Raw genomic sequence first — 26,600 nt, 5'->3', positions numbered from 1 at the left:
TGCTCCAGCAGCAAAAGGTAATTACTTTGAGAAAGATATCGCTTATCTTCTTTGCATAGTGGTATTCGTTATGAAACACGAGAAAGAGATTCCTGCATTTTCTAGCGAAGGCGATTAAGATCGTATTTTACATCATGTAAGCATTGTCACAATCGTTGGTGTTTCATACCGATTAAAGTATTATTTAACCTCGGAAAACGAGTGATTTTGTACACCCTTAAACGAGAGAAACTGTACATATTTATATTTACTTCTAGCCATATAAATACCCCCTTAGATTTCATCTCTCTACCGTATGAGGAGCGTATTAAATACTAATTTCAATAAGGGACCTAAAAAGATTTTCATCTCCATATGCTATTAAAGGATTCAGAGCTGTTCGACTTGATTTGACATTTTATATGACATAAATCGAAATACACATCATACAATAAACATGTAAATTAAAAATTAGCTAATGGAAGGGGTTTTTCATGAGTTTTCCTAATATACCGAACATCACAGCTTCAATTACTATTTCCAGGAACGAGGCATTAAATTTATTACTTTCATCTATTGCTTTTGAAGAGTTGGGATTAAGTCATATTATTAATGCTGAAGGGGAAAAGATTCAATATGCTTTAGGTTTAATCCCAGGTTTAAGACACCCAGCTTCAATAACTGATTTATTAAGGATTAATGATAGTGTCCGTAAAACACTAGATTCTGTTACCAAAAAAGAAATAGTTTTGCAATCGAAATTGCAAAATATCATAGACCTTATGTGTGATGACTGGAACCAAGAGTATAACCCCAAAAAAAAAATAGTTAGTCAAATTGAAAATCAAAACAAAAATACCAATCTTGATATTGGTAACATGGAATAGCACAGTATTATTGATTTTTAGAAGGGAGCACTTTTTTATGCTTCCTTTATACTGTAGACAAACTCGGCAAAAATCAAATTGTTCTTGCCAATAAAGTTAGTTCTTTTGTTGGCATAAGCAACTCCGAAATGTAAATCAAAAGAACCTTGTACTTAAACGAACGAAGCAGTTTTGTTGAAAAAGGTAAATGGAGATTTTTTATTGTAGAATATATTTTTACAATAATCAATCGGTGTTAGGGACTATGTTGACAATCTACTATTTTTTTATTATTATTTTAAAAAACATTAAGGAATCAATAAATTTTCGTATAACTCCAATAATATGGTTTGGGGGTCTCTACCAGGAACCGAAATTCCTGATTACGAAGAAAGTACAAAACTTGTATTTTCTTTGTAGTCAGGAATTTTTTTGTATTTATCTGAAAATTTATTTTAGGAGGTCAACAATGAACTTTTTAGCATTGCCCAAAATTGAACTTCACTGTCATTTGGATGGAAGCCTAAGGGGTGAAACTATTATCGATATTGCACAGAAGGAAGGTATTCAGTTACCCTCTTTTGATAAGGATGAACTGCAAAAGGAGCTGATTGCTCCGTTAGAATGTGAATCCCTTGATGAATATTTAAAAAGATTTTCTCTTCCTAATTTAGTCATGCAGTCCAAGGAGAACTTAAGAAGAATTACTTTTGAGCTATTTGAGGATGCAGCAAGAGAAAATGTGAAATATTTAGAAGTCCGATTTGCCCCGTTACTTCATACATTACAAGGTCTTGATGTTGAAGAAGTTATTCAATCTGTTATAGAGGGGATGAGGGACGCTGAAAGCTGCTCCGAAATAAAGGGAAATATAATCTTGTCTTGCATGAGGACAATGTCTGTAGAAAGCGCATTTGAAGTAGTTGAAAAGGGGAAAAAGTTCCTTGGAAAAGGTGTGGTGGCAATTGACCTATGTGCATCTGAAGAAGCAGGCTTTTGTGAAAAATTTGTAGATCCAATCGCTTTGGCGAAAGAATATGGCTACAGAGTCACTATTCATGCCGGTGAAACGGGAATTGGTAAAAACGTACTAGAGGCGGTTGAACTGTTGGGTGCTGAAAGAATAGGACACGGAGTATTTATTAAAGATTGTGCCGAGGCTTATAAGATTGTGAAAGAAAGACAGGTAGTGCTTGAAATGTGTCCAACAAGTAATGTCCAAACGAAAGCTGTTCATCATTATTCTGAACATCCGATTTATAAGTTTCATAAAGATGGAATAAAAGTGACATTTAATACGGATAACAGAACAGTATCAGATACTACTATGGCAAATGAAATCCATTTAGTTAACAACGAATTTAATCTAAGTGAAGAAGATTATCGGCAAATCTATTTAAATAGTGTAGAAGCATCCTTTGCCGACCAACAAACTAAAGAATGGTGCTTTGCGCAATATTAAAGAAAATTAAATTTAGCAACAAAAATAATCCCCGTACGCGAACATATTTTTTAACTATTATAAAAACTAATCTTTAATATTAGCAGATTGTGAAGAAAGAGCAGGGGCTTCTAGTGGTGCTCTCTCAGACATGGTAGTAGCTAACGCAAGCTATGTAACATTATCTTTAGATGGAGGTCTATTATCTTTAATCTTTATTCTGATTGTCATTTGGTCAAGAAAAGCTTGAGAATGGTATAACTTTAAGGTCTTAAAGTTTAGACGCCAACAGAATTTATTTTTTAGGCTTTAGAGTATAATATTGTTCCATTAAGCTAGCCGTTAAAAGAAATAAGGTCCATATGTATATGTAGCAGTTCAGTACCAACTAGAGCTGAAATAAAAATGAAATTAAAATGGCAGCACTAACACACAGTTTTTTTTGATATTCATTTTTTCCTCCGTAATTAGATTAATAATAAATAATAAAGTTTGATAAAAAATAACCTCTTATAGTGAAATATTCTAAAGAGGTTATCTTTTATTTTTTAATAACGTCTGGTAAAAGTGTTTCCTGAATAATCCTAAAAATCCAGAGTTATTTAAATCTATTGTATGCTATGCTGATCTACTAGGCTTTTCGAATTTAATAAAAAATACGTCACTACATTTCAAACTTAGCTTTCATTTTGCATTTTCCTAATTTCAACAATTTTCTTCCAGATCGCCCTATCAATTTTGGCAAAACTACTTATGCTTGGCGTTGTATTTACTTCAAATAATATAGGTTTCCCTTCAAGATTTAATCCGAAATCAATGCCATATTCTCTACAAGGAAAGTGGGATGCTATTACTTCAGCTGCTAAAATTGAATCTTCTTTTAGAGAATCTATTGTTTTATCTTTCTTTGTAGTATCCATCATCATATAGTCTGATAATAATTCATCAATCGGTATTATTTGAGAACCCCGATTTGAATTGACAATCCCATGATCCTCAGTTGCGATCCTTCCGTAAATCCCACCAATTATCCATTCTCCCTTAAGATTTTGAACATGAACACGAATGGATGTAGAATGCCCATCAGGGGTAAGACTTATGACCCCCTCCTGTATAATATAAATTCCGCTTAATCTATCATGTTTCTCATATGGATGTAGAACTTGATGGAAATCCTCAATTGCTGCCACACACTTATTTATTTCTTCACCTTGCATGGTAAAACCGTTAAAACAATAATGTCCATCTTTTCTTTTGTAGACTTTATAAATTGCTCTTCCTTGTCCAGTGCTATTATGTTTCACATAAACATACTCATACCTATTTAATAAATCGATTAGGTTTTCTAGACTGTAAGGTGTTGATTCTGGAATGAAGTTAGATGTTAAAGGATTTTGTGTTAAAAGTAAGAATTGTTGCCATTTTCCAAGTGTATTTTTCAATAAACGCACCTCATTCAGTAAGATATTTATATTTCTTTTGTATTAATAGTGTAGTCCTCTCCACGTATAGAGGTTACTGTATTGTATGTAAATAGATTTATTTTGCATGGGTGGGGCTTGGTAACACGATAAATCTCTCCCATTTTTCTGCTAGAGTTCATACTCAATTTACTACACTAGAAAAGTAGCATTATGATTGTTTTTCCTGTATATCCATTTTTGATTTCACAATCATTAGTTTCTAATGTATCTGCCCTGCTTATCTTTACTTTTAGTCATATGATAGTATGATATGTCGATTAAGGGGATGGGAGATATTGAAAAAAACGACGAAATTAAAAAAAATAATATATTCAGATAAACTTGAATTTTTAATGGAAGCCCATAATGGTCTTTCCGCAAAAATTGTAGAGGAAGTCGGTTTTAAAGGGATTTGGGCGAGTGGTCTATCGATTTCAGGATCATTGGGTGTAAGAGATAATAATGAAGCATCATGGACGCAGGTATTAGATATACTTGAATTTATGAGTGATACGACAACAATTCCCATTCTATTAGATGGGGATACGGGATATGGAAATTTTAATAATGCTCGGAGGTTAGTTAGAAAACTAGAACAATTGGATATTGCCGGAGTCTGTATCGAGGATAAAATTTTTCCGAAAACCAACTCATTTATTAATGGAGAAAAACAGCATCTCGCATCGATTGAAGAATTTTGCGGGAAAATAAAAGCAATGAAAGATACCCAAGAGGATGAGGACTTTATGGTTGTAGCTAGAATCGAGGCTTTTATTGCAGGCTTGGGATTAGATGAAGCCCTTAAACGTGCGGAAGCCTACAGGAAGGCGGGTGCCGATGCAATTCTTGTGCATAGTAAAAAATCGGATTTTAGAGAAATTGACGCATTTATGAAGGAATGGAGTGGAAGGCATCCAGTGGTTATTGTGCCTACAAAATATTATACAACCCCAACTAATGAATTCAGAAAAGTAGGAATAAGTACGGCAATCTGGGCTAACCATAACTTAAGAGCGTCGATCACTGCTATGCAGAACATCTCAAAACAAATTCTAAAAGATGAAAGTCTCATTCAAGTAGAGAAATCGATCGTAAGTGTACAAGAGATTTTTAGACTCCAAGATGTCGAAGAGCTTCAAAAAGCAGAGGAGAAATATTTGCCATCAACTAATAACCAATCACAACCCGAAACGGAGTGATGATATGTTAAATACAAAAGAATTTGGAAATGAGCTTAAAAGACTTGGGTTTGACTTTTACAGTGGGGTCCCTTGTTCATTTTTAAAGAATCTTATTAATTATTCCATAAATGAGTGTGAATATATTGCTGCAGCCAACGAAGGTGATGCTGTAGCCATTGCTTCAGGAGCATACCTTGGGGGAAGAAAATCAGTTGTTTTAATGCAAAACTCTGGTCTAACCAATTGTATTTCTCCATTGACTTCTTTAAACTATCCCTTTCAGATACCTATACTTGGATTTGTTAGTCTACGTGGAGAACCCGGGTTGAATGATGAACCCCAGCATGAATTAATGGGACAAATTACGACACAACTATTAGATCTCATGCAAATAAAATGGCAATTCTTATCTCCGGATGATAGTGAGGCAAAGAAACAGCTTGAAGAAGCTAACAAGTGGATTGAAGTAAATCAACCATTCTTTTTTGTAGTGAGAAAAGAAACATTTAAAAGTGAGAAATTGAAGATAGAGCAACGTCTTAATCATAAAAATATGATAAAAAGTGAAAAAACGGACGTAGATGAACTGCCAAGTCGTTTTGACACTTTAAAAGTGATAAATAGACTCAAAAATATGAAAACAGTATTAATGGCGACAACTGGTAAAACAGGAAGGGAACTATATGAGGTCGAGGATTCTGATCATAATCTATATATGGTTGGCTCCATGGGCTGTGTTGGTTCTTTAGGATTAGGATTAGCCCACACACGAAAAGATATAGATGTAGTTGTTATTGATGGAGATGGTTCCCTCCTTATGCGAATGGGGAGCTTAACTACAAATGGCTATTATCAACCTGAAAATATGCTTCACATTCTTCTAGATAATCAAGTTCACGATTCAACTGGAGGGCAAAATACCGTTTCTCACAATGTTAATATTGTCGAAATTGCTGCGTCTTGCGGGTATGAAAAGTCATATTATATCCATAATTTACATGAACTTGAAATGTGTATACAGGAATGGAAAATGACAAAAGGGCTGACTTTTATTTATTTGAAAATCTCAAAGGGATCTAAACAAAATCTAGGACGCCCAAAAGTAACGCCAAGTGAAATTAAAACTCGTCTACAGAGATTTATTAAATAATTGTTCTGAACATATTAGCAGGTTGATCTTGCCTATAAATAAGCCAGGACTAAAACTTAGTTGGAGGGAGAATTCGAACCGCGTATAAAAGTGAAATATAATGAAAGGGAGGAGTACCGTGAAGAAAATTACTAGAAATATCTTACTGAATCCCGGACCTGCTACTACAACAGATACGGTTAAATACGCACAAGTGGTACCTGATATTTGCCCTCGTGAAGATGACTTCAGCCAATTATTGCAATTTGTTACTTCAGAAATTACTAGTTTAGTTTCAGAAGAGAATCAATATACAACCGTTTTATTCGGTGGTTCAGGGACTGCTGCTGTGGAGTCAATCTTGAGTTCAGTTATGACTGATGGGGTTTTAGTAATCATAAATAATGGAGCCTATGGAAAAAGAATGTGTGAAATTGCAGAAGCTTATCAGCTGGATTGGATTGAGTTTTTAAGTCCACCCGATCAACCTATTAATTTAGATCAGTTACAGTCATTCATTCAAAGCATTCCAAGAAAAGTTTCTTTTCTAGCTGTCGTGCATAATGAAACTACAACGGGATTATTAAACGATATAGAATCGATTGGCTCCATTTGTGAAGAAAATGAGATTACTATGATGGTAGATGCAATGAGTTCGTTTGCAGCTATTCCTATTGATATGAGTAAAATGAAAATAAGTTATTTGGCGGCTAGTTCCAATAAAAACCTTCAGGGAATGGCAGGAGTCTCTTTTGTTATAGCAAAAAAAAGCGAACTAGAAAAAGGAAAAACAAAAAAGCCGACAAATTATTACTTGAATCTTTACGCTCAATATTACCATTTCATCGAGACAGGACAGATGCGTTTTACTCCACCTGTGCAAACTATCTATGCGCTAAAACAGGCGATTGTAGAATTAAAAGCAGAGGGAGTGAAAGAAAGATATGAACGATATTCTAAATGTTGGGAAACCTTAATAGAAGGTCTTTCTAGACTTGGTTTAAGATATCTCGTCCCAGTGGAGCACCATTCAAAAATTATTACAGCAATAGTAGAGCCCGAAAGTGAAAATTATAATTTTAAAGAAATGCATGATTATTTATATGCTAACGGAATGACGATATATCCTGGAAAACTTAATCAATTAAATTCTTTTAGGGTAGCCAACATTGGTGATCTTAGCAAAGATGATATCGAGCTCTTTTTAACTTTATTAGAAAAATATCTTCAAAGTTAAATTATTCACGGAGCTGTAGAATACCGACAACAGTCATTTAGAAGTTATAAATCTACACATCTTAAACAAAGTATAATTCATATAAAAAATGTCTGCTTATGGGGTAAAGTAAATATTTTTTTGTGGAAGTTTTGGACATATCGATGTTCTTCTATTTATTAGAGGATGTTTTTATTAGATTAGGCAAGGATGGTTGAATGTGAGCTGAAAGTTTGTAGGTTTTCTGAACGTATTCCCCGATTACTTTCATTACACATCTTTATTGAAGTAATGGAGGCGTTTCTACAACAAGTGGAGACGCTTTTTTACTCCCAGGGGAAAAAGCCTTTTTGCAAATGGCAATTATGCGAGGCATAATTGATACGCCCTACAAGTAATTCCGACTATTGAAGATTAGGATGATTCCAACAATACACATTATCCAAGAAAGGGGTGCTCCCGTATTATTAGCTATTTTCACCCGAAGTTTCTCATCCTCCGAGAAACAGGAGGTAAAAGAGAAACAGCAAGAGGGAAGGCATCACCATGATAAAATTGTATCCAGCTAAAATAGAAGACCATTCCATCCATGATAGATTAGAAGTAGTCATTATTCCAATTGCTGCAAAATAAGGGGATGCCATACCTACTTCAATTAAAGAAGTAGTGAACCCCAGAGCCACAATGAAAAGCATGCTTTTTGATTTTAGAGAAGGCAAGTCTGAATTTTTCTTTGTTGGAATATAAAAACTTGTGATGAACAAAATTGCTCGAATAATAAAGATTATCCAGCTTACAACTCGATTTTGAAATACGATTTCATTATTTGTATATAAACAATGATCACCTTCTGTTTTGAATGTTGGCTTTAATAATCCGATGTTATCGGAGTGACGTAGTGTTCTGTTAACGATAAGGTATTAACGTACAGAAAGATAGGTTGATCAGTTGATACACATTAACAAAGTGGGAGAGCTGACAGGTGTTACAACTGTTTTTACATTCCACTTTTATTCTTCTTTACTAAAAAAAGTTTTAAGTAAGAACCCTACTCCCAAGCCAATCAGTACACCAGGAAACGCATGATCTATAGCCAGTCCAATCCCAGCACCTATAATGACACATCCATAAATAATTATATCTCCCTGTTTCATCAAATCCTCCTTATTTTTCTAATTTATTTAGATATTGCAAAAAAGTAGTTATTTATTAGTATACAAAATGACGTAACGTAAGCTTCAAGGTTTTTTAAGAGTTTTATTAATTAATTTATAGAAACCTTGAAACCGACAAGGGGTCACCTTTTATAATGAAATCCAAAGAGAGGAGGGTAACGTCGTTGGCAAGGATCTGCAAACGCACGATCTCTAAATTAATAGAAGCAGTGTAACGTAATTGACTTGCATAGTGAGGTTCACGTTACTACAACAAGTGGAAATGTGGACATTGCATTGAATAAGGATGAATCTGATGCCACGCTCCTTCCAACAGCGGGCTTTGTAGTAAATGATAAACAACAATGCAAAGGAACGTCCGGGAGCGGAGATTATGAAGTGTAGCTGGAAACCTTTTTAAGAAATATAGTATTGAAATAAATACAGATACCACTTAAAAGTTAATGCATCGTTAAATAATTACTTTTTATATGGGAATTCTACATAATGATCGGAGCGTCACTATGAAGATATCACCGTAAGTGTTGCGACTATGGTGATTAAAGTTGATAGCGTGATGTGTCATATTAACTATCTATTAACTTTTAACAATCTGAATATAGTACTAAGCCACTATGTTTGGACCGGGTGTTTTTGTGGTATAATTTCCTAAAAAAGGAGTGTTGTTTTTGGGAATTCGAAATTATTTTAAAGTAATAAAAGTACTAGTATGTTTATCTGTTAGTTTATGCATCATAAATTATCCGTTTATTTCCTTTGCTGAAACACTTGATACTAATGTTAGTGAAAAAAGCAAATCTAATGACATCGATACTGGTATCGCAAACTTGAACTACGATAATAGAGAAGTTTTAGCAGTGAATGGTGACAAGGTTGATAGTTTTGTCCCAAAAGAAGGTATTAACTCAAAAGATAAATTTATAGTGGTTGAACGTAATAAAAAGTCACTTACAACTTCACCGGTAGATATTTCAATTATCGATTCTATGGCGAATCGTACATATCCAGGAGCATTACAACTTGCCAACAAAGCTTTTGTAGACAATCAACCTAGTTTATTGGTTGCCAAAAGAAAACCGCTAAATATTAGCATAGATTTACCTGGCATGAAAAGGGAAAATACAATGACTGTGGACAATCCAACATATGGTAATGTATCTGGAGCAGTAGATGATTTAGTATCAACGTGGAGTGAAAAATATTCAACAACCCATACTTTACCAGCAAGACTACAATATTCAGAATCTATGGTTTATAGCAAATCTCAAATTGCAAGCGCTCTGAATGTTAACGCCCAAGTTCTTGATAATTCACTAGGAATTGACTTTAATGCAATTGCGAGTGGAGAGAAAAAAGTGATGGTTGCGGCTTATAAACAAATATTTTATACGGTAAGTGCAGAACTACCTAATAATCCATCAGATCTTTTTGATGATAGCGTTCCTTTTGAAGAGTTAACGCGTAAAGGGGTAAGTAATGATGCCCCTCCCGTTATGGTATCAAATGTAGCTTATGGCAGAACAATTTATGTGAAATTAGAAACAAACTCTAAGAGTAAGGATGTACAAGCTGCTTTTAAAGCCTTACTGAAGGATGTCAATACGAATGTAGAAACTAGTGGGCAGTATAAAGATATTTTTGAAGAAAGTTCCTTTACTGCTGTAGTATTAGGTGGAGATTCACAAAAGCATAACCAGGTTGTCTCAAAAGACTTTAATGATATTAGAAAAATAATTCAAGATAATGCAGAATTTAGTCTTAAAAATCCAGCATACCCAATATCATATACAAGTGTTTTCTTAAAGGATAATTCAATTGCTGCTGTTCATAACAATACAGATTATATTGAGACGACAGCTACAGAATATTCTAAAGGCAAAATCATCCTTGATCATTATGGTGCATATGTTGCTCAATTTGAAGTAGCCTGGGATGAAGTTTCATTTGATGAAAATGGACAAGAAGTACTATCCCATAAAACTTGGGATGGAAACTGGAAAGACAAGACAGCACATTTTTCTACAGTAATACCCCTTCCGCCTAATTCAAAAAATATAAGAATTTATGCAAGAGAATGTACAGGTCTTGCATGGGATTGGTGGAGAACAGTTATTGATGAATACAATGTTCCATTATCTAATGAAATAAAAGTTTCAATTGGAGGAACTACATTATACCCAACAGGTAATATTAATTAGGTATAAACTTCCGCTCTGGAAAAACAAACGGCTGAGGCTCTTGTTACACAAGAACTTCCGCCGTTTTTATTTTCTCAAACAACTAGCATGATTTATGAACACCAAAAACCCCACCAAGTGCATCCACCATAATGGTAATCTATGAACTGAATATGAGTTTAATACTCGATTTATTATCAAAAGATTTACGCAGGATTATTTAACCTTAAATGTTCAATAACGCTTGTTTAAATTTACTTGAAACGAAAGCTTACAAAATTATAAGTTTTATGTCACCAAAATTAATTGTTAAAACTAAAATTATGTTTTAGAATTGCTATTGTTGTAAAAAAGCTAAAAAGGTCGTTCGTCCTAAAAGTGACTCGTAACTAAAATAAACATTTCAATAAATACTGAGGTATTCCTATCGTTTAAAATATCCCGTAAATGTTAGTTGAAAAAATAACATATGCGGGGGTTTTTATGAAAAGGGTTTACAATAATAGAAAGAAGCGTGTTACTATTTAACAGCTTGACAGAAGTCTATATGGGGAGTAGTATACAATAGCTGTGAAAAAAGCTATTGTGAAGTAATATTTTTTCAAATGCAATACTTATATTCTAAGTTTATATATAACTAGATTTAAGTTTAAGTAAGTAAAAGGTAGGTGCAAAAATGAAGAATTTATTAAGTAAAAAAAATGACCTATTAAATAAATTTTTAGGGATATATTTATTAGCTGTTTTAATGTTATGGATTAAAACATACATCGCTCAAACAGCACAATTTAAACTAGGCGTAGAAGGATTCCTTCAACAATTCCTTTTACTAATAAATCCACTAGGCTCAGCAATGCTATTTCTAGGATTTTCGTTTTTATTTAGAGGAAAAAGAAAATATACATCACTAGTTGTAGTTTACACGCTGATGTCTATTGTTTTATATGCCAATATCGTTTATTACCGATTTTTTAGTGATTTCATAACATTACCTACAGTTACCCAAACGCAGAACTTCGGAGATTTAGGTGGTAGTGTTCTTTCTTTATTAAAGCCTTATGATATCTTGTTCTTTGTGGATGTATTTGTAATGTTTTACCTACGATTCTCAAAAAAAATACAAAAAGAAACCGATCGTTTAGGAAATAAAAGAGCAATGGCAGTCATTGCATTAGCATTAGGAATATCAATTCTCAATTTAGGACTAGCTGAAACTGACCGTCCGCAATTATTATCTCGTGGTTTTGATAGAAACTATATTGTGAAATATCTCGGAATGTATAACTATACGATTTATGATTCAGTAGAAACAATGAAAGCATCTTCACAAAGAGCTTTGGCGGATAGTAGTGATATTACAGAAGTAATGAACTATACAAAAGCTAACTACGCCAAACCTAATGCACAATATTTTGGTAAAGCAAAAGGAATGAATGTTATCTATTTACATTTAGAATCATTCCAAAACTTCCTTATCAACTATAAATTAAACGGTGAAGAAGTTACACCATTTTTAAATTCATTAACAAAAGATAAGAATACAATGTATTTTGATAATTTCTTCCATCAAACTGGTCAAGGTAAAACTTCCGATGCAGAATTTATGCTGGAAAATTCTTTATTTGGGTTACCACAAGGGTCTGCTTATATTACAAAAGCACAAAATACGTATCAAGCAGCTCCTAGTATTTTAAAAGATTATGGTTATACATCTGCTGTATTCCATGGTAATAACGGAAGCTTCTGGAATCGAAATGAGATTTATAAATCATTTGGATTTGAACATTTCTTTGATGCTAGTTATTTTGACACAAATGCTTCAGAAAACATGGCTGAATATGGTTTGTTAGATAAACCATTCTTTAATCAATCTGAAAGTCTTTTAACTTCGTTACCACAACCTTTTTATACGAAATTAATTACGGTAGGGAACCACTATCCGTATAAAATGAATCAAGACTTAGTAACAATTGATAAAGCTAATACTGGAGATGCAAGTGTAGATAATTATTTCCAAACAGCACGTTATGCAGATGAAGCAATCGAACAAGTCTTCAATCAATTAAAAGAATCAGGCTTATATGATAATTCGATGATTATTCTTTATGGTGACCATTACGGTATTTCAGATAATCATAATGACGCGATGGAACAAATCATTGGAAAAGAAATTACACCATATGAAAGTGCTAATTTACAACGCGTACCATTATTTATACATGTTCCAGGAATGCAAGGAGGAACTAACCATACTTACGGTGGTCAAACAGACCTTCTTCCAACGGTATTACATTTACTAGGAATTGATACGCAAAAATTTGTGCAATTTGGTTCCGACTTATTATCAAAAGAGCATGATGAAATTGTACCATTTAGAAATGGCGGTTTTGTCAGCCCTTCGATTTATTCAGTTAATGAAAAATATTATGATAATAAAACAGGTTTACTGCTAGATGATAGTCAATTAGAGGATGCGAAAACTATCAAAGATAAAGCAGATCGTAAATTGGAATTATCTGATAGAGTCGTAAATGGTGACTTATTGAGATTCTATACGCCAACAGATTATACGCCAGTCGATCGTTCTAAGTATAATTACTCTAAAGATGCGAATGAAGAATCTAATTAATTGAATTGTAGAATATACTTTTACAATATACGAGATGATTTATGAAGGATCATGTTTACAATCTAATAGTTTTTATGATTATTTTAAAAACGATAAGGAAACCCTATTATTTCGTATAACCGCAATAATAGGGTTTGGGGTCTCTACCAGGAACCGAAATTCCTAATTACGAAGAAAGTACAAAACTTTCTTTGTAATCAGGAATTTTTTTGTATTTTAATCTAAGCATTTATTTCAGGAAGTTAAAAATGAACTTTTTAGAGGGACGCTGAAAGCAGTTACGAAATAAAGGGAAATATAATACTGTCTTTCATGAGGACGATGTCTGTAGAAAGTACATTTGTGGTGGTTGAAAAAGTTCCTTAGAAAAGGTATGGTGGCAATTGACCTATGTGCATCCGAAGAAGAAGGCCTTTGTGAAAAATTCGTAGATCCAATTGCATTAGTCAAAAAATATGGCTACAGGGTCACTATTATAATTTGTCGTTAGGCTTTTATCTTTGTGATTAAAATTAAATAATTCTAATCACAAGAGGGGATTAAGAGGTTAAAGGAAAAATGAGATAAGGCAAAGGGATCTATTAGCCATCATATATGACCTAGGTGATAGCCCTGTCCGTAATGAAGCAGTTATTTCTTTCTTTGTTTAGGAAAAATTATGTATTTTATATTAGTATTGACAAATTAATGTATACATACTATCATTTAATATATTGATAATGATTATCATTATCAATATATATTATCTCGAACACGCAGAATAAAAAGGGGTATTTTTTAATATCCCTTTTTATTTATAAAGTGTTGATAATGATTATCAATTAAAAAGGGGGTTCTACTATCAAAAAGTTATTTTTAGTTTCCATGCTAGTAGCATTATTAACAATTTTAGTTACACCAAATTTATATGCATCTGCTGCACTTGCAGATGGGAAGTACACAATCAATTATCAAGTGAATAAACCAAATTCTTCATCTGCTTCAATGGCAAATGATTATTTTTTGAAGCCCGGGACAATTATCGTTAAAAATGGCACTTCGGTAATACAGCTGAAGATGAAAAATAGTTCGTGGATGACGAAATTTGAATCTAGTACAGGTGGTAATAAAGTTATTAGCGAAAATAAGGCTGAGGATACACGTATTGTCCAATTTGCACTTCCTTCTTATAAATCACCGACTGCTGTTACTATGAAGGTGGATATTGATGACTTAAATTATCATCATGAATACACTGTAGATTTTGTCTGGGATGCGGCGTCATTGAAAAATGAAAATGGTAGTGCAGTGGTAGCCACAACAGTACAAAGTAATAATAACACGGCTATAAAAACTGGTGAAACAAGTTCTTCAACAGTTAAAGAAAAAGTAACAAATCCTTCGTCAGTTAATGAAAAAGTAGCAAATCCTCAAACAAATGATAATTTTCCACTCGGTATGCTTTTATTGTTCGGTGTTAGTGGATTTATATTCCTAATTTCAAAAAACGCATGAAGGAAGAAGAAATCATTTAAAATATTTTGAAAGCACCCTCATCCACTACACCTAGGTAGAGGCAGGGTGTTTTTTTTAAGGGGTGGATGGACATAAAGAAGATAAAAGATATGAAAGTATATAATAGAATGCTACATATTATAGGGCTATGTAGTATTGTTATCATTCTTTCGGCATGCAGTAATTCAATTAGAGAAGATGAAAATAATGTAGAAGAAAAAAATAATGAAAGCCATACAGCCATACAAGATAAAAATCGAATTATTCCAACGACAGTTGCAGCTACTCAAATTATAGATGCGCTGAATTTAGATGCTATTGCTATTCCTACGACTTCATATGATTTGCCAAAACGATTTGAGGGTTTACCCGAAATCGGTAATCCTATGTCACCAGATATGGAAATAGTAAAATCCTTGAATCCAACAGAAGTTTTTTCAGTGACAACATTGGAGGCAGATTTAAAAAGGATATTCCAGGAAGTAGGTATCCATGCATCGTTTATCAATTTGCAGAGTATTGATAATATGAAAGCTTCCATTGTAGAAATTGGTAAAAAATATGATCGCACCGCTGAGGCTACTAAGCTAGTGTCGGAGCTTGAAGGAAAAATTACAGCCGTTCGAATAAAAGCGGAATTAAATGAATCACCTAAAGTTTTAATTTTACTAGGTATTCCAGGTAGCTATTTGGTAGCAACAGAAAATTCGTATATTGGGGACTTAGTGAGAATGGCTGGAGGTCAAAACGTCATGAACGGGCAAGAGCCTGAGTATTTACCGTCTAATACCGAATTTTTACAACAAAGCAATCCAGATATTATTATTCGACTGTCACATGGGATGCCTGAACAAGTTGTGGAAATGTTTAATGAGGAATTTGTTACGAATGATATTTGGAAGCATTTTGACGCAGTGAAAAATAGACGTGTGTATGATTTAAAGGAGCCGCTATTTGGAACAACAGCAACGCTTGCAGTACCTCAAGCACTAGAAGAACTTATTAACATTATGTATCCATAATGAGAAATGTAGAGGACCCAGATGAATAAAAAAGTAAGTAGTTTTATAGTTGTAAGTATATTACTTTTAGTAATTATTATATATTCTGCAATTACAGGCTCGGTTAAAATGGATATGACGGAATTTATGAGAGCTTTTTTTGGTGAAGAAAATCAAAATTACACCGTTATTAAAGATTTACGTTTCCCACGGATTATAGTCGCTTTATTTGCAGGGGCAGCTTTATCAGTTGCCGGCGTATTATTGCAGGCAGTAATGCGTAATCCATTAGCCGATGCAGGTGTAATTGGAATTTCAGCAGGGGCATCATTTGTACAATTACTTGTCATTACATTATTCCCAATGATGTTTTTCTATACGCCACTATTGGCTTTTTTTGGAGGAGCATTTGCTTGTTTTTTAGTATTTATGTTGTCATGGAAGTCAGGCTTAAATCCTTTGAAAATTATTTTAGTAGGTATTGCTATTAATGCGATGTTTACTGGTCTAACAGAAGCATTTGTTACGATATGTAGCTATATGAATGTTATGGTTGGTGGTGTAGGGGGCTCTAATTTGTCAATGCGTACTTGGAGTGATGTTAGTTTAATATCATTTTATGGTGTGATTGGTTTACTAGCTTCCCTACTACTAGCTTCTTGGTGCAATTTATTGACTTTGCAAGACAAAACGGCAAAGAGTTTAGGCTTTAATGTAACACGTGCACGACTGATTATTGCAGCAATAGCGGTATTACTTGCGGCTATTTCAACTGCTACAGCAGGAGTTATTGCATTTGTCGGGTTATTAATTCCGCATATTTCAAGAAGGTTAGTAGGTTCAGACCATAAATGGTTGATTCCATTTTCAGCATTAGCTGGCGCCTTGCTGATTTTGACTGCGGATACGTTAGGTAGAATATTAGTTTCGCCTTTAGAAATTCCAGCATCAACAATAATGGCTATAATTGGTGGACCGTTCTTAATTTTCTTAATTCGAAAAGATAAGTAAAGAGAGGTGAGTGCTTTGAACGTTTCTCAAATAAAACTATCTTATGATCAGCAGCAAAATCATTTAGATGGGGTTACGACAAGTATTGAAAAGGGGAAAATCACGACGATTATTGGTCCAAATGGTTGTGGTAAATCCACATTATTAAGTGTCATTTCACGTAATAATACGCCACAACAGGGGTCAGTAACGTTAGAACAGAAAGATATAATGGCATACAAGGCAAAGGAATTTGCGAAAAAACTAGCAATTGTTTATCAACAAAATTCAGTGCCGCAAGATATCACGATTGAAAAACTAGTTGCTTATGGACGGGTACCACATCAACAATTGATGAAAAAAAATGTTGAAGAAGATGAGGTGGCAGTAAATTGGGCACTTACAGCTACAAATTTAATACAGAAACGCACGTGTAAATTGGATGCATTATCGGGTGGCGAACGTCAGCGTGTTTGGATTGCCATGGCACTTGCTCAAAAATCGTCCATTCTTTGTTTAGATGAGCCAACAACATATTTAGATATTTTTTATCAAATCGAATTATTGGAGTTAGTGAAGAAATTAAACAAAGAAAATGCTTTAACAATTGTTATGGTGTTGCACGATATTAATCAAGCAATTAAATATAGTGATCATATCATTTTGATGAAAGACGGTAAAATAATATGTGAGGGGGCACCTACAGAAACAGTAACAAAGGAACGTATGAAAGAAGTATATGGAGTGGAAGTCACTATTCAAACGCATGAAAGTGTTGGTACGTATATGATTCCTGTAAGGGTTTAGGGAATTTGAGGCATATTTGAAAATTTCTTTAGCTTTAATCAAGTTAAATTATTAGTAGATAATTGACACAAAAAAACATCGCGTTACAAATTTTAACTTTCTTGACAATAATAGTGGGTGGGTTATAATAAGTGAGAATGAGAATCATAATCAATTAAAGAGAGTTGTATACTTTATAACATCCAAGTAATGAATAGATGTTTTTCTTTAATTGAGAATGATAATCATTTGAGCTTAGGGGTAGTAATAGTAAAATCTTTTAATACATAAAGGAGGTAGAAACGCACAGGAAAGGTTGAAATTATGAAAAATTCAGGAGGTCAAAGTAGTGAAGAAACTTTTACAATATGTAGCAATGGTAATGCTAATTTTAGGTACAATATTACCGAGCTTTGGAATGGAAGTAAAGGCGGAGAAAAATACCGAAGCTAACTGCACAATTGACTATTCATCAAATATCAAAATTCTCAATGAACAACAAACAGCAGATTCAATGATGAATAGCTATGTTGATAAGAAAGCTACTGTTAAACAAAAAGATGGTCAATATACGGTAGACATTACGGTGCCAAAAGAATATAAAACGTGGTACCAGGATTTTAAAGTTGAATCAGGTGGCGAATTAAAAGCAGCTATTGGAAAAATAACAGACATGAATGACAACGATATTTACACATTCGTAGTCGACCAATATGAGGAAACAATAAAAGCATGGGTTGATGTTTACATTCCAGCGCTATCTTACGACCATGATTATATTGTGTATCTAGCTATTTCAAATGTTGCGGAGATTGACCGGGTTTGTGAAGAAGCACCAGATCAACCGGATCAACCAGATCAACCAGAACAGCCAGAACAGCCAAAACAACCAGATCAATCAGATCAACCAGGGCAAAATACTGATGAAGTTATCACAGAAGATGTTCCTTTCACATTTTTAACAGATAATAAGTCATATGATTCGTATTTTAAAAGCTATATTAACTATGCTGATTTAGCCACTGTTGGTGAAGAAAAATATGCATATATTAAACTAACAGGTCACACATATGCATTTACTACACTAAAAGTAAGCAATGAAAACGGAGAAGACGTAAAAATCGTAAGCTCTGAAGGCGAAGGAAAATCATTAGTACGCGTCATAAAAGTAAAGTTAGACGCTAATTTAAAGGTTACAGTAATTATGTCAGGTGAAAATTATCCAGCAACGTCGTTTACATTTGATTTTACACCGGTAAAAGAAACAGTTGTATATTTACCTGAACATTTTAACAAGAACAATCAAATAATTGAGTTTGGACTGACTCCAGTCAACTCTGGTGCACCTGTTCATACAATAATCGGATTACTTTTAGGACAAGCATATGCATCAAAAACAGCAGATAATAAGATTGCTGTAACAATGAATTTAGTTGTAAATGATACGATGAAGGGCCTTTCTGTACAACAAGGAAATAAAACAGTTGCAGAATGGACAGCAGGCAGCACGAAAAGTGAAGGTACAGCTAAAAATGTAATTAAATTTACAGTAGACTCATTAGAAAATTTAGCTTTTACGTTAACAACTGAGCGAAATGGGACTGCTTCAACAATGAGTGCGACAGTTGAAAAAGTACTATTAACTGGCGAAATTGCTAAGCAAGAGGAGAGTAGTTCAGAAGGAAATACCAACGGCAGTGAATCTGGTTCTGGGGAGAACAATAATAATTCAAATACCGATGGCAATAACAATTCTAACACTGGAAACACTGAACAATCAACTAATGGGCTGTATACAGTGAACTTTACGTTCTTAAATGAATCAGGTACTGGTAGTTCTATTATGAACACATATGTAGATAGTCAGGCATATGTAGTGAAAAATGGTTCTTCATATCAAGTTCAATTAACACTAAAAAATAGTTCATGGATTACTGGATTTACAGTGAATGGGTCAACTCCAAGTACGATTAGCGACACAAATGATGTACGAGTAGTTCAATTTACAGTATCGAGTTTATCTAAGCTTCAAAATGCGTGGGTAAAAGTAGATATAGCGGATCTTAACTATCATCATAATTATAATATTCTATTAAAATTTGATGAAGCCTCACTTTCAAAGATAAATAATAGTACAACATTCCCGAGTACAGGTGGTTCAACTAATAGCAATTCAACTAATAGCAATTTAACTAATAGCAATTCAACTAATAACAATTCAACTAATAACGGAACAAAAATAGAAGGAACTACAGGGAACTTAAATCAAGAGGGAGTAGCTAGATTTGAATTTGCAAAGAATGCAAAAGAAATAGCTGTATTCCTACAAAAAGCAAAAACAGTATTTGAAGATAACAAATATAAAGTTACGCTTTCATTAAATATTGAAAATAACTTACAGAAATTTATTGTGAAACAAAATAGTAAAGAAATTGCAAACTGGTCTAATAAAGTAGCTTCATTAGTACCTGTTGCAAATGCAAAAACAGCAACACTTTCATTTGAAGCTGATACACTAGATAACCTTGCTTTCGAAGCAGTAACGACTGATAAGACAATTTCCACAAATGTCACAGCAACTACGACAAATGAAAAGATTACTCGTCAGCCAATTAAGTATAAAATGCAGGCTGATCCAAATGGTAAAATGGCTGAATTTATTACGAACTACTTAGCGCCATATTTCACGAAATCAGAATTAGTTACGATTGACGGTAAACGTTACATCGAAATGACACTAATTGGTAAAGCTTATGGCTTTGCGACTCTTGCTTATATTGATGGAAATGGTAAGCAACAAAATATTGAAGTTATAAGTTCTACAGGTGAAAAAATGGATCAAGTACGAGTTGTTCGTTTGCCATTAGTTCAAGATAGCAATGGCGTAACTAAAATATTCGTAGATTCAGGAGATTTAGGTTATGGGGCGTACACATTATTCTTTACGTTTGATGTACCAGTTTTAGAGGGAGAAACAAATAATAACTCTAATAATTCTAATAATAAACTCGAAAATCCTTTTACAGATATCGAAAATATATTCAGTAAGGACGAAATTTTAGCTTTATACGCGGCTGGGATTACAACAGGTACAACACCAACGACATTTAGTCCAAATAAAAATATAACTCGTGCACAATTTGCAGTGATGATGGCTCGAGCTCTAAATATTCAATCAGCTAAAGAAACTACGTTTACGGATGTTAAAGGTAATTGGTATGAAAAAGAAGTACAAGCACTTGCAGAGGCCGGTATTGTGACAGGTATAAATTCAAAAACATTTAACCCAACGGCAAATATAACACGTCAGGAAGCAGCAGCAATGATATTACGTATGCTTGAATACAAAGGCTATAAAGCAACAGTTGATAAAAATGCTTTATCATACAAAGATGCTAGTAAAGTATTTGACTACGCAAAGCATGCTGTATCAGAATTACAAGTAAAAGATATCATGACGGGGTCTAATGGCTATTTTAACCCAGAAAATAATTTAACACGTGCAGAAATGGCGAAAATTTTAAAACGATCACTACAATTAGTAAATTTAATGGATCAATAATTTAAGTAAAGCACTATTACTATCCCATAAGCTCTGTCTTTATTATTTACTTCATAGTAAAGATCGGATAAGGTGACTATGCTTTCTTGTGCTCCTGTGAAGTATTCAGCTCAAGCTATTCCCACAGGAGTTTTGCACCCGTTGCCTTATCCAATAGAAAAAAATGCAATTCAAGCTGGCATCGAATTGCATTTTTTATACGTATTAATGTTTTTCAGCAATTGTTTTATGTAACGAAAGCGTAGCGACAGTTCAAAAATCACCGATTTGGAAAAAAACTAAAAAAGCACACTTATATTCAAGTGTGTACTTTTCTAGGCATAAGGAAATGCATATGAAAAATTAATTTTTTTATTTGCACCAGTAAAGAGGAAGTGTTCTAAACATAAAATTTGATTAATAAGATCTCGCAAAAGTAGAAAAACGCCTTTTTAAAATCTTAAACAGTCCGTAAAGCGTTCTTAGACGAATTACCGTAAACTCGATGAAAATAACATCTAAGAACGTATAGTTATTATTCTTGAATTTTTACTGTTAATCCCAAAGAGTGATTTAGGGATTGGAGCACTTTCACCTTTTAAGAGATCCATATACTTAAATTACTTTACTAAAGTAGCAGCAATTTCAGAAATAACAACTCGGTTACCTATTATTGGAGACGGTGCGCTGTTTTCTTTGTTATTAATCTCTTCACGGCGGTGTACATTTTTAAAGTCTTCAGATTCGCGCCAAGCTTTAAATTGCTCGACTGTATCCCAAAACATCATAACGTTCATTTCATCATGATCTTCTGGTTCTGAGCAAACGTTCACTTCAACTTTATTAAATCCTTCCCAGTTCAATAAATATTTACCGGATATAAATAGTGGTGCCATTTTATGAGCGAAGCCTTTTTTTACTAAAATACGGTTAGTAACTGTAATCATTTATATTGACCCCTTTTTTAATAAGTTTAATTGATAGTGATTATCATTATCAATTAAAACATACATTAATTGTATAATGCAATAAAAAATATTAAAAAAAACCAAAAAAACCGTTTGTTGACAACCATTATTATTTAAAATAGAATCATAAACAATCGTATGAGAATGATTCTCAATTTGGATTTTTAATAAAAAGAAAAGGTTGGTAGTAACATGAAAAATTATAAATTTTTATTAGTAGGTGCGTTGGCATTAACATTAGCAGCATGTGGAGAGGAAAGCAAAACAGCGGATGTTAATGCTTCAGTAGACCAAGTAGATATGGAACAACAAACACTTGAAACAGTGGGAGCTTTAACATTTATAGATGACCTTGGGAATAAGCATGAGTTTGAAGCAACGCCGGGTTCAGTTGCAACGTTAAATCCAGGAATGATGGATATTTTACTCGAGTTAGGTGCAAACGTTACTGGTCGACCAACGATTACATCCGATAGGGGGGCAGAAGTAGAAGCTATTCAAGAGATAGGTAACCCGCATGAACCATCATTTGAGCAAATAGCTGCATTGAATGCGGAAATACTTATTGTGCCACCAAGCTTCCAGCAGTTCGCTACAACGGTAGAAGCGACAGGTACGAAAATTGTCTACTCAAACATGAATTCAGTAGATGATATTAAAAAAACGATTAAAAAGTATGGAGCGTTATTTAATAACACAGCAACAGCAGAAAAGTTAGCTGCGCAAATTGATGAGAAAATTGCAGAAGGCACTACAGGTTCAACGTTAGACGCTCTTATCGTTTATGGAGCACCAGGTACATATTTAGCTGCGCTTGATAATTCGTTATACGGAGATATTTTAAATAAAGCAGGTGGTAAAAATATCGCAGCTGATCTACCAGCGACAGATAAATATCCAACTTACGCAAATTTAAGTGTAGAGAAAATTGTTGAGCGTAACCCAAAAGTAATCATGCTGATTACGCACGCGAAACCAGCGGCAGTAAAAGAAGGTTTTGAAAAACAATTGAAAGAAAATGCAGCGTGGAAAAATTTAGATGCAGTAAAAAATGATCAAATCATCATTTTACCAGCAGAAGTGTTTGACAATCCTGGTACGCAAGTCGTAGAAGCGATTGACTATATGCGTGGAGTTTTGAAGACAGCTGAAGAAGCCGTTAAATAATTTTTTATCTTCATTCACCAAATGAATGTGATTTTGATTACTTTTTCAGTGAGTGCCCAAACACCTACTGAATGAAGATAAAGCCTCCGGCGGATGTCACGGATTTACAAAGGAATGAATTGTGCGGGCACAATTCAAAATCCGGACGCATTGTTTATCTGTAGCGCAAGCAAAGCGACAGCTACAATTACGCCAAGGCAAAATTGATTGTGAGGAAATAACGATGATAACAGAAGAGGAAAAATATGCCCACCCTCTTGCTAAAAAACGAAGAATGGCGCTTATTGTGTTACCGATACTTTTAGTCATAGTGAGTGTCGCTAGCCTTATGATAGGGCAAGTTTCATTTTCAGTAAGTGAAGTGTTTAGTGGGATTTTTAGTTCAGAAGATACAATGGCACGCCGAATCGTATGGGAAATCCGTTTGCCCCGTATATTAACGGGTATCATTGTTGGTGTTTGTTTGGCTATTGCAGGTTCAATTTTACAAGGTGTAATGCAAAATCCATTAGCTGATCCAGGGGTTATTGGGATTACTTCTGGCGCTGGAATTATGGCTGTAGCAGTTATGGTCGTGTTTCCTGGCTATATTATATATTTACCTATTGCAGCTTTTTTAGGTGCTTTTGTCGCTGCAATGATTGTGTATGCATTATCGGTAAAAAAAGGTGGTACATCCCCAATGCGAATTATTTTAGTAGGGGTAGCCATTAATGCATTATGTGGTGCAGGAACAAATGCACTAATGATTCTTTATAGCGATCGTGTACAATCTGTACTGCCGTGGTTGTCTGGTGGTTTAATAGGTGTTGGTTGGGTGCAATTTAAGATGATTATTTACTATGTCATTGTAGCAATTATATTATCAGTTTATGCAATCAAACATATTCGTATAATGCGTCTAGGAGACGAAATGGCAAGCCTTTTAGGACACAATGTTGAACGAAGTAGATTCTTTTTAATTGTATTGAGTACGTTATTAGCAGGGATTGCGGTAAGTGTGGCCGGTTTAGTTGGATTTGTTGGTTTAGTTGTACCACATATTTTACGGTTTATTATCGGTGGAGATCATAAGTATTTAATACCTGCTTCAGCTTTGGCTGGTGGCTTACTTGTTGTTTTCGCTGATACAATTGCGAGATCAGTATTTGATCCTATTGAGGTTCCTGTTGGAATTTTATTAGCATTCATCGGAGGACCGTATTTCTTATATTTAATCCATAGAAAGGGGAATTCTATTGCTACGAATTGAGCACATTAATTACCAACATGAGTTCACCAATTTCCGGTTAGATGATATTAATTTGAAAATTAATGAAGGAGAAGTTGTTAGTTTAATAGGACCGAATGGCTCGGGTAAATCAACATTATTACGAGTGATTTCACGTCTTTTAAAACCGAATACTGGTACAGTATATTTAGATGAGCGAAACATTCATGAAATGAAGTCTAAAGAAGTGGCTAAAACACTAACGATGCTCCCGCAAATGAATAGTCATCAATTAGATTTAACTGTGCGTGAGTTAGTAGAGTTTGGGCGTCATCCGCATAGCGGACGGAAAACGGTCCTATCAAAAGAGGATATAGCAATTGTCGATTGGGCAATTGATGTAACTGGATTAAAACATTTGCAAAATCGAGTATTACCATCGATGTCTGGGGGAGAACGCCAACGTGCTTGGATTGCAATGACTGTAGCACAGCATCCCAAAGTGTTGCTACTAGATGAACCAACAACATATCTAGATATTGCACATCAATTAGAAGTGATGGAGCTCGTAAAAGAGTTAAATCATAAATACAATATGACAGTAATAATGGTGTTACATGATATTAACCAAGCTGCACAAAATAGCGAACGTCTGATTGTACTAAAAAAAGGGAAAATACATTATGATGGTTCACCACATTGTGTATTATGTAAAGAAATGTTCCAATCAATTTTTGATATTGATGCTGAAATTTATATACAAGGTGGAAAACCAATATTTACCCCGGTAAAATTGTACGCAAGTCCTTGAAAATGATGTTAGCTTCCTACAAACACAAGAAGTTTCACTATAAAAATAGAATTCTAAAATTTATGAGCAACTGTAACAAACACACCTGATTAAAAGTAAATGCTATTTTTAGATAGATTCATATCTACGAATATAAACGTTCTGCGGCCTTTTTATTTCGCACTTTACAATATGTTTAGTTTATAAAGATGGAATCGCAAAAATCTTAAAAATTTACTAATTACACTGTAAAAAAGGAGCTTTTAAATGATTGGTATAATTTATTACGCTTATGGCGCACCGAAATCTTTAGACGATGTTACACCCTATTTTTCACATATTTTGAATGGTAAAACACCACCACCTCAAATGCTTGAAAAAATTACAGCACAATTTAAAAAATTAGGTGGTGTTGATCCATTAGCAGCAAATACGAGCCGTATCGCCAAAGGGCTAGAACATGCTTTACAGCAGCGTTTAACACAGACTGTAAAAGTATATAACGCATACAAACATACCGAACCTTACATTTCACAGGTTGTTGACACAATGCTTGAAGATGGAATCACAACTTTCATTACGCTACCTGTGAATCCGATAATGTCTTTGTCAGGTGCTGGTGCGTTTTATGATGAAGTAAGTGCATTATTAGCCTCACATGACGTTACGGTCATTCATGCGAAAGGTTGGCATTTACATTCTGAATTACTTGCTGTGTATAAAGATCGTATTCAACGTGCTTACGAATGGATTCCTGCTGGAAAACGGGCTCAGACTCATGTCTTATATACTGTACATAGTCAGCCAATTGATCCAGAGCGAAACGAAATATACGTACGACAGTTTTCTGAATTATCAGAGGCCATTTCAAAAGCTACTCAAATAGACAACTGGCATATTACATATCGAAGTGGTCACGGTAAAGTTGACTGGCTTGGCCCAGATGTAAAAGATATGATTTATACATTAAATGCAGAGGGTGCTCAGGGTTTCGTCACATGTGAACTACTTTCGCTTTCAGCGGATATTGAGTCCTATTTTGAAATCGGAAGTGACTGTCAGAGAATTTGTGAAGAACTTCAAGTTGACTTTGCCCAAGCGGAATTTCCAGGTGATAGCTACGATACCATTCAAGCTTTAGCTGCCATTGTCGAATCCTTTATTCCAGCAGAATAACATATGCGTTATAAAGCTCGTTCACATTGGACAGCTACTTATGGAAAGATTGAAAAAGGCTTAGGAGATATTCCTAAGCCTTTTTGGCGGTTTGCAATGAAAGAAAAGTGGATATTCCTTTGTTGGCGTTCGATACACCGAGTGCTAACGGACATATACGTAACTCAGCAGGTAAGAGACAGCGGGAGATATAATTTTCTATTTTGATGACAAAAAACAAC

19 protein-coding genes, 1 pseudogene and 2 riboswitches are annotated in these 26,600 nt (G+C 34.2%); of the genes and pseudogenes, 16 read left to right on the top strand and 4 right to left on the bottom strand.

The features are described from left to right. The first annotated feature begins 473 nt into the window (after positions 1–473). Entirely contained in the window at positions 474–866 is a 393-nt protein-coding gene (locus ACIQZA_RS13115; RefSeq protein ID WP_400934789.1) for an alpha-helical endospore appendage domain-containing protein, read from the top strand. Between the two features lie 286 nt (positions 867–1,152). After that, positions 1,153–1,251, top strand: a riboswitch (purine riboswitch). A 63-nt stretch (positions 1,252–1,314) separates the two neighbouring features. Beyond that, positions 1,315–2,307, top strand: a complete 993-nt coding sequence (gene add, locus ACIQZA_RS13110; protein ID WP_400934791.1) for an adenosine deaminase — start codon at positions 1,315–1,317, stop codon at positions 2,305–2,307. A gap of 656 nt (positions 2,308–2,963) precedes the next feature. Here the strand turns inward: add and ACIQZA_RS13105 are convergent. Further along, positions 2,964–3,728, bottom strand: a complete 765-nt coding sequence (locus ACIQZA_RS13105; RefSeq protein WP_400934793.1) for a YheC/YheD family protein — start codon at positions 3,726–3,728, stop codon at positions 2,964–2,966. A 317-nt stretch (positions 3,729–4,045) separates the two neighbouring features. On the opposite strand from ACIQZA_RS13105, the gene aepX reads away from it, so the two are divergent. The 3 genes from aepX to ACIQZA_RS13090 all read left to right on the top strand — a co-directional run bounded on the left by aepX (position 4,046) and on the right by ACIQZA_RS13090 (position 7,296). Further along, entirely contained in the window at positions 4,046–4,948 is a 903-nt protein-coding gene (gene aepX, locus ACIQZA_RS13100; protein ID WP_400934794.1) for a phosphoenolpyruvate mutase, read from the top strand. A gap of 4 nt (positions 4,949–4,952) precedes the next feature. Continuing rightward, on the top strand, positions 4,953–6,080 hold the full coding sequence (gene aepY / locus ACIQZA_RS13095; RefSeq protein WP_402881774.1) for a phosphonopyruvate decarboxylase: 1,128 nt from the start codon (positions 4,953–4,955) through the stop codon (positions 6,078–6,080). 118 nt (positions 6,081–6,198) lie between these two features. Then, positions 6,199–7,296, top strand: coding sequence for a 2-aminoethylphosphonate aminotransferase (locus ACIQZA_RS13090; protein ID WP_402881772.1), 1,098 nt, complete (start codon positions 6,199–6,201; stop codon positions 7,294–7,296). A 367-nt stretch (positions 7,297–7,663) separates the two neighbouring features. On the opposite strand, the pseudogene ACIQZA_RS13085 reads toward ACIQZA_RS13090, so the two are convergent. Both ACIQZA_RS13085 and ACIQZA_RS13080 read right to left on the bottom strand, forming a co-directional pair. Beyond that, positions 7,664–8,090: pseudogene (locus ACIQZA_RS13085) on the bottom strand (GAP family protein); the annotation flags it as partial. 195 nt (positions 8,091–8,285) lie between these two features. Further along, complete coding sequence (locus ACIQZA_RS13080; RefSeq protein WP_400934800.1) at positions 8,286–8,429, bottom strand: hypothetical protein; 144 nt, start codon at positions 8,427–8,429, stop codon at positions 8,286–8,288. Positions 8,430–9,109: 680 nt separating this feature from the next. On the opposite strand from ACIQZA_RS13080, the gene ACIQZA_RS13075 reads away from it, so the two are divergent. The 7 genes from ACIQZA_RS13075 to ACIQZA_RS13045 all read left to right on the top strand — a co-directional run bounded on the left by ACIQZA_RS13075 (position 9,110) and on the right by ACIQZA_RS13045 (position 21,089). Next, complete coding sequence (locus ACIQZA_RS13075) at positions 9,110–10,648, top strand: thiol-activated cytolysin family protein (RefSeq protein WP_400934801.1); 1,539 nt, start codon at positions 9,110–9,112, stop codon at positions 10,646–10,648. A gap of 655 nt (positions 10,649–11,303) precedes the next feature. Next, positions 11,304–13,256: a lipoteichoic acid synthase gene (gene ltaS, locus ACIQZA_RS13070; protein WP_402881769.1), complete on the top strand. Its 1,953-nt coding sequence runs from the start codon at positions 11,304–11,306 to the stop codon at positions 13,254–13,256. A gap of 91 nt (positions 13,257–13,347) precedes the next feature. Next, a riboswitch (purine riboswitch) is annotated at positions 13,348–13,445 on the top strand. 651 nt (positions 13,446–14,096) lie between these two features. Next, positions 14,097–14,750, top strand: coding sequence for a heme uptake protein IsdC (gene isdC / locus ACIQZA_RS13065; protein WP_400935058.1), 654 nt, complete (start codon positions 14,097–14,099; stop codon positions 14,748–14,750). 110 nt (positions 14,751–14,860) lie between these two features. Continuing rightward, on the top strand, positions 14,861–15,772 hold the full coding sequence (isdE, locus tag ACIQZA_RS13060; protein ID WP_400934805.1) for a heme ABC transporter substrate-binding protein IsdE: 912 nt from the start codon (positions 14,861–14,863) through the stop codon (positions 15,770–15,772). Between the two features lie 21 nt (positions 15,773–15,793). Beyond that, a complete protein-coding gene (locus ACIQZA_RS13055) occupies positions 15,794–16,762 on the top strand; it encodes a FecCD family ABC transporter permease (RefSeq protein WP_400934807.1) in 969 nt (322 codons plus the stop codon). A 15-nt stretch (positions 16,763–16,777) separates the two neighbouring features. Continuing rightward, positions 16,778–17,548, top strand: coding sequence for an ABC transporter ATP-binding protein (locus ACIQZA_RS13050; protein WP_400934809.1), 771 nt, complete (start codon positions 16,778–16,780; stop codon positions 17,546–17,548). A 328-nt stretch (positions 17,549–17,876) separates the two neighbouring features. Continuing rightward, positions 17,877–21,089, top strand: coding sequence for an NEAT domain-containing protein (locus tag ACIQZA_RS13045; RefSeq protein WP_402881766.1), 3,213 nt, complete (start codon positions 17,877–17,879; stop codon positions 21,087–21,089). 599 nt (positions 21,090–21,688) lie between these two features. Here the strand turns inward: ACIQZA_RS13045 and ACIQZA_RS13040 are convergent. Further along, entirely contained in the window at positions 21,689–22,015 is a 327-nt protein-coding gene (locus ACIQZA_RS13040) for a heme oxygenase (RefSeq protein ID WP_142506938.1), read from the bottom strand. A 213-nt stretch (positions 22,016–22,228) separates the two neighbouring features. On the opposite strand from ACIQZA_RS13040, the gene ACIQZA_RS13035 reads away from it, so the two are divergent. The 4 genes from ACIQZA_RS13035 (at position 22,229) to ACIQZA_RS13020 (ending at position 26,379) form a co-directional block, all read left to right on the top strand. Continuing rightward, positions 22,229–23,203: an ABC transporter substrate-binding protein gene (locus ACIQZA_RS13035; RefSeq protein ID WP_402881763.1), complete on the top strand. Its 975-nt coding sequence runs from the start codon at positions 22,229–22,231 to the stop codon at positions 23,201–23,203. A 223-nt stretch (positions 23,204–23,426) separates the two neighbouring features. Then, the gene (locus ACIQZA_RS13030) at positions 23,427–24,455 is read left to right on the top strand and encodes a FecCD family ABC transporter permease (protein ID WP_402881914.1); all 1,029 of its coding nucleotides are present in this window, start codon (positions 23,427–23,429) and stop codon (positions 24,453–24,455) included. Further along, positions 24,442–25,224 (top strand): ABC transporter ATP-binding protein, encoded by a 783-nt coding sequence (locus tag ACIQZA_RS13025; RefSeq protein ID WP_402881760.1) that lies wholly within the window; start codon positions 24,442–24,444, stop codon positions 25,222–25,224. The genes ACIQZA_RS13030 and ACIQZA_RS13025 overlap by 14 nt, the downstream gene beginning before the upstream one ends. 246 nt (positions 25,225–25,470) lie before the next feature. Further along, the gene (locus ACIQZA_RS13020; RefSeq protein WP_402881758.1) at positions 25,471–26,379 is read left to right on the top strand and encodes a ferrochelatase; all 909 of its coding nucleotides are present in this window, start codon (positions 25,471–25,473) and stop codon (positions 26,377–26,379) included. The last annotated feature ends 221 nt before the right edge of the window (positions 26,380–26,600 follow it).

This window comes from Lysinibacillus sp. NPDC096382, assembly GCF_044762845.1.
Taxonomy (GTDB): Bacteria; Bacillota; Bacilli; order Bacillales_A; family Planococcaceae; genus Lysinibacillus.
Note: the sequence above shows the minus strand (reverse complement) of the source record. Positions and strands in the feature narration are given on the sequence as shown.